This window comes from Streptomyces sp. NPDC001508 (assembly GCF_040298665.1).
In the GTDB taxonomy this organism is placed as follows: Bacteria; Actinomycetota; Actinomycetes; order Streptomycetales; family Streptomycetaceae; genus Streptomyces.
Genome location: NZ_JBEPAP010000064.1, coordinates 50,399 through 56,510, shown reverse-complemented (window position 1 = coordinate 56,510; position 6,112 = coordinate 50,399). Strand labels below are relative to the sequence as shown.

The 6,112-nt window shown below is 74.1% G+C and carries 1 protein-coding gene; it reads right to left on the bottom strand.

Annotated features, from left to right (window positions below):
• Positions 1-76: 76 nt before the first annotated feature.
• Positions 77-6,037, bottom strand: a complete 5,961-nt coding sequence (locus ABT245_RS37325) for a beta-ketoacyl synthase N-terminal-like domain-containing protein (protein WP_502982262.1) — start codon at positions 6,035-6,037, stop codon at positions 77-79.
• Positions 6,038-6,112: the final 75 nt, after the last annotated feature.

Genomic DNA, 6,112 nt, shown 5'->3' with positions numbered 1-6,112 from the left:
GCACCCTCGTCACCGTCCTGCACGCCGAACTCGACCTCGTCCCCGTGCCGCCCTACCAGTCGCTGCTGGTCCTCGGCTACGACGACATCTGCCGCCGTCGGGCGTAGACGGGCGCGGGCAGGGGCGGGCGTACCGGGACTCCCGCCGGACGTGCGGCCGGGTCGAGTGCGGAGGCGACGAGGTGGGCGTTGGTGCCGCCGAGCCCGAAGGAGCTGAGCCCGGCCACCCGCCGCTCGGGCGGTGCCGTCCACTCCTCGGGCTTGGTCACGGGCCGGAACGGCGAGTGGGCGAAGTCGAAGCGCGGGTTGGGTGTGTCGCAGAAGAGGGTGGGGGGCACGAGTCCGTGCTGCAGGCTCAGCGCGACCTTGATCAGACCCGCCACACCGGCCGCGCTCAGCAGATGGCCGACGTTGGCCTTGAGGCTGCCGATGGCGCAGCGGCCGTACGGCTCCTCCGCGCCGGCGAACGCGTCGGTGAGGGCCTTGAGTTCCATCGGGTCGCCGATCCTGGTGGCCGTCCCGTGCGCCTCCACGAGCCCGATCTCCTCGGCCCGTCGCCCGGCGGCGGTCAGCGCCTTGCGGACGACGGCGCTCTGCGCGGCCGGGTTCGGTGTGGTCGTGCCCATGGTGTGGCCGTCGTTGTTCACGGCGACCGCCTCGATCACCGCATGGACACGGTCTCCGTCACGCAGGGCGGCCTGAAGCGGCTTCAGCAGTACGGCACCGCAGCCTTCCCCCGGTACGATCCCGTCCGCCTGCTCGTCGAACGGCCGGCAGCGCCCGGTGGGCGACAGCACCCGGGCGGCGCTGAACTCCAGGTAGGGGCGCTCGTCCAGCAGGATCTCCACCCCGCCGGCCAAGGCCAGCTCCGCCTCCCCGGACAGCACGCTGCGGCACGCCAGCTGCACGCTCACCAGGGACGACGAACAGGCGCTGTCCACCACCAGATTGGGGCCCCGGAAGTCGAACCGGTGCGCCACCTGGGCGGCCAGGAAGTTCTGGTCGGACTGCAGCACATCGGGCCGCAGCGGCGCACGCAGGGGGTACGAGGAGATCCGCCCGCCGACGAAGACGCCCACGTCCCGGCCGCGCAGTTCCTCGCCCCGGTAGCCGGCGTCGGCCAGACAGTCCCGGGTGGCTTCGAGGAACAGCCTGATCCCCGGGTCCAGTACGGTCGCCTCCTCGTCCGTGAGCTGGAACGGCTCGGGGTCGAAGAGGTCGAGCCCGTCGAGGAATCCGCCCCACTTCCCGGTGCTCCGGCCCAGTTCGTACTCGGGCCGGTAGAAGGCCTCGGTGTCCCAGCGTCCGGACGGCACCTCGGTGATCGAGCAGCGGCCCTCCAGCAGGTTGCGCCAGTAGGTGGCGACGTCGGGGGCGCCGGGGAAGCGGCCGGCCATGCCGATGACGGCGACCTTGCCGTCGGAGCGGCGGTCCGGGGCGGATACGGCGGCGGGGGTGGCCGTCGGAACCGGGGCGGGCGGCTCGGGTGCCTTGACGACCGGTTCGGGTGCCTCGATGGCCGATTCGGGGCGTGGGCCGAGGCCGAGGGACGTCAGGTGCTCGTGCAACTGCTCCACGGAGGGGTACTCCAGCAGCAGCGACGGAGGAAGACGCCGGCCGACGGCCTCCTCGACGTGCTCCAGCAGTTCGCCCAGCATCACCGACTCCACGCCGAGGTCGGCGAAGTCGGCGGTGATGTCGAGATCGGCCTCCGGGGTGCCGAGCACCGCGCACACCAGCGGGACCAGCCAGGCGGGGCCGCTGTCGGTGTGCGGGGTGTCCGGCGCTTTGTCCGTGGCTGCGGGCGCCGACGGATCCGCCGTCGCGACCGCCGGCTCGCCGGCCCGTGTGTCGAGCAGTGTCCCGGTGTCGAAGGAGGCGTCCAGGGGAACGGCCGGCAGAACCGTGCCGCCCCAGGGCATGGCGATGACCTGCTCCAGGATGCGCAGCCCCTCGGCGTCGCCGACGGTGTCCAGGCCGACCGGCGCGCAGACGTTGCCCTTCCCGCGTGCCGCGCCGCTCTCGGTCCACATGGGCCAGGCCACGGAACGGAAGTGGGCGCCGCCCCGCCGTAGGCGGTGGGTGAGGAGGAGGTCCATCGCCGCGTTGGCGGCTGCGTAGTCGGTGACGCCCACGGCGAGGCGCGGGACTAGGGCGCAGGCCGAGGAGAACGCCACGAAGAAGTCGAGCCGGTCGCCTTCGCACAGGGTGGCGAGCGTCTCCAGACCGTCGGTCTTGGGCGCGAAGGTGGCGCGGATGGCGGCGGTGTCCTTGCCGACGAAGGCAGGCCGGCCGTCCCCGAGCCCACCCGCACAGTGCACCACACCACCGAGGGGCCCGAGTTCCGACCGCACCCGCTCCAGGAAGGCGCCAAGGGCGGCCCTGTCGGTCAGCGGACCGGTATGGACCAGGACGCGCGCGCCGAGCTGTTCCAGTCGCCGTAGGTGCGCGACGGCCTCCGCCTCGGCGTCGCCGAGCGCCTCGGGCGTGTCCCACTGGTCCCGGGGTGGCAGCGGCCTGCCGCCGAGCACGGCGATCGCCGTGGCTCCGCGCTGGACGAGGTGGGCGGCGATCCGGGCGCCGATGCCCCGGGTGCCGCCGGTGACGACATAGGTGCGGCCGGGGTCCGGGGTGAGAGGGGCGTGCCGGGCCAGAGTGGGGCGCAGGACGGGTTCGTAGCGCAGTCCGTGCCGGTGACAGATCTCGGCCCGGTCACCCGGCCGGTGCCACTCGCCCCACAGCGAGGCGGCCAGCTGTTCCGCGCCGGCGGTGGGCAGGTCGGTGTCGACGACGGTGGTGTCCAGCCGCTGGTACTCGGCGCCGAGACAGCGCAGGAACCCGGCCGTGCGGGCGCCGGACGGGGAGGGGGCGGGGCCGTCCAGGTCCTGGAGTCCGCGTACGGCCTGGATGCCGCGCAGCCTGGCGCCGGGCCGGGCGCCGACGAGCCGGCGGAGCAGCAGCAGGCGGGCGGTCCAGGGGCCGGGCTCGTCGGGGTCGGGCCGGTCGAGGTCGGTGAGGTCGATCCAGCCGTCGATCACCGGATGCCGGACGAGCAGGTCATCAGCGACGGCGTCGGCCTGGCTGTCGTCGGCGAACTCCCTTGAAGGGCTGGGGCTATCACCGTCGATGGCATGGTCGCGGACGAGGACCGGGACGAGGGTGCCCGGCGGTGCCGTACGCGCGAGTGCGTCGAGCAGACCTCGCGTCTGCATGCCGTACAGGCACACCACGACCCCGTCGGCCGGACCTGTCCCGGTGGTCACCTCGCCGGTGGGCATCCACTCGCGGCGCAGCAGCACGGCGTCGTCGGCGTCCTGTTGACCGGCCGGCGTCTCACCCACAGGGTCGGCGTCCTTTCGGCCGGACGTACTGTCCTGCCAGGCGGCGGGCCGGCCGGTGTCGCCCTCCTCGCGGATCCAGCACCGCATGCGGGCGAAGGGATACGTCGGCACAGAGGTGATGCGCGGCGCGGTGCCGGGGTGCAGCCGGGCCCAGTCGACGGGTCCGCCGGCCACCCAGTGCCGGGCGAGTGCGGCCAGGTCGGGGCCGGGGCCGTCCGGGAGCAGGCGTCCCTGTGGCCGACCGCTGTGCGGTGCCCGGCCGCGTACGACGTCGTCGGTGCCCTGGTCCCGGCCGGCCGCGAACTCCTCCAGACGGGCGGCTGCCTCATCCCCGTCGGCGACGACGAACGCGAGCCGCTCGCGCAGTGGCTCACGGCCGACCTGCAGGGTCCAGGCGACGTCGGCGAGGGCGGCCGTGCCCGGTCGGCGCAGCCATGCGGCGAGGCGGGACGCGCAGTCCTTCAGCCGCGGTTCGTCGTGTGCGGAGAGCACGAGCAGTTGGGGAGCCGGAGCCGGGCCGGCGTCCGTGTCGCGGTGGGCGGGGTACTCCTCCAGCACCACGTGGGCGATGGTTCCGCCGGCACCGAAGGAGCTGATGCCCGCGCGGCGGGGGCGCGGTGCGCCGTCCGGTCCCGTGGGCTGCTCCCACGGTGCGGCGGTGCGCTGGGCGCGGAAGGGTACGGCGTCCCAGTCGATGTTCGGGTTGAGCTCCTCCACGTGCAGGGTCGGGGCGAGGGTGCGGTGCTCCAGCTGGAGCAGGCTCTTGGTGAGCGCCGCGATGCCGGCAGCGGCCTCGGCGTGCCCGATGGTGGACTTCACCGAGCCGATCGGCAGGGAACCCGGCGGACGGGCGTCGCCGCCGAACACCCGGGTGAGGCCGTTGATCTCGACCGGGTCGCCGAGCGCGGTCCCGGCCCCGTGCGCCTCCACGTAGTCGATGTCGCCGGGCCGCAGCCCCGCGTCGGCGAGGGCGCCGCGGACCACCTCGCTCTGTGCGACGGGGGACGGCACGATGTAGCCGTTGGTGCGTCCGGCGTGCACCACGGCGGTGCCCCGGATCACCGCGCGCACCCGGTCGCCGTCGTCCAGGGCACGCGCCAGCGGCTTCAGTACCAGGACGCCCACCGCCTCCGCCGGCACGAACCCGTCACCGCCCGCGCCGAAGCTGCGGCAGCGCCGGGAGCTGGAGGTCAGCGACATGAGCCGCTGCTGGACGAACTTGTTCGGGTGCAGCGAGAGGTTCACGGCACCGGCGAGGGCCATCTCGCAGTCACCGGCGCGCAGCGCGCGTACGGCCAGGTGCAGGGCGGCCAGCGACGAGGAGCACATGGTGTCGACGGCGAGGCTCGGGCCGTGCAGGTCGAGGATGTACGAGACCCGGTTGGCGATGTTGCCGAGCGAGCCGCCGGAGTAGCCGGGGCGACCGCGCAGGGTCTCCTCCACGCCGAAGAACGCGTAGTCGGCGTACATGGCGCCCGCGTAGACGCCGACCCGGGACCGATGCTGCTCGCGCAGCCGCTGCCTGGGGTAGGCGGCGTTCTCCAGGGCGGCCCAGGCCGTCTCCAGGAACAGCCGTTCCTGGGGGTCCATGAGGGAGGCGTCGCGGGGGGTGATGCCGAACAGCAGCGGGTCGAAGCGGTCGACACCGTCGAGGAAGCCGCCGATCATGTCGTCGACGGGCCAGCCGGGCCGGTGCCGTTCGGCGGGCAGGCCGGTGACGCAGTCGTGTCCGGAGACCAGTTCGGTCCAGAACGTCTCCAGGTCCGGGGCCTGGGGGTAGCGGCCCGCGACACCGATGACGGCTATCGCGCCCTCGGCCGTTTCGTCTGTCACCGGCACTGGCGCCAGGGCCGGTCGTACGGCACCTTCGGGCCGTTCCGCCTCCTCCCTGCGGCGCCGGGCTCCGCAGCGGTGCACGGCGTCCTCGGCCACCCCGGCCATGTCGCCGTGCTCGAAGAACAATGTCCGGTTGCGGATCCCCCATTCCTGAGCGAGCAGCCGGTTGAGTTCGCCGATCTGCAGCGAGGTGAGTCCGTACTCGACGAAGGGGGTTCGGGCGTCGAGTTCGTCCCGGGGTATGCCGGACACCTCGGCGTACCGGTCCAGGAGGGCGGTCTCCAGGGCGGCCACGCGCAGGGCGGTCCCCGTGTCCTCGGTCCTGGTGGCGACCGGTGCCGGAGTGTGCGGCGCGGGCACGTCCGCAGCGGCGAACGGGTACACCGGCAGGGCGACGCGGGCGCGTCGCGTACGCCAGTAGGTCTCCCAGGGCAGATCGGCGCCCTCGGCCCACAGCCGGGCCGCCTCGGCGGCGGTGGTGGGGACGCCGCCCGGTGCTCTTCCGGCCTGCCCGGTGTGGACGGCGGGGTCGGGGCGGCCGGCGAGGAAAGCGCCGAGCGCGGCGACGACGCCGGCGAGATCGGGGTGTACGACGGCCAGCCGGTGCCGCATGGGCACTCTGCCGGTCTGGGTCGTCCAGGCGACGTCGGCGGCAGCGGGCGCCCGTTCCTGGCGCAGCAGCCGGTCGAGGCGGTCGCGCAGGTCGCGGGCGGCGCGGGTGAGCCGGTCGGGGTCGCCCGCCGATACGAGGACGACGCACGGGTCGGCCGGAACCGCCCCGCTGCCGCCGGGCAGCGCGTCCGGGGGCGGCGGGACGGACGTACCGCCGCCGAGGTGGATGCCGATGTCGGTGCGCTCCATAGGGTTCATGCCGTCTCACTCCACGGGTGTCGGCCTCTGCTCGGTCCGTGTCGGTCCCGGGCACGCCGTATGCCC

Excerpts from the sequence above, each read along its gene's own strand:
- ABT245_RS37325 (WP_502982262.1), bottom strand. The coding sequence starts at position 6,037 with ATGGAGCGCACCGACATCGGCATCCACCTCGGCGGCGGTACGTCCGTC.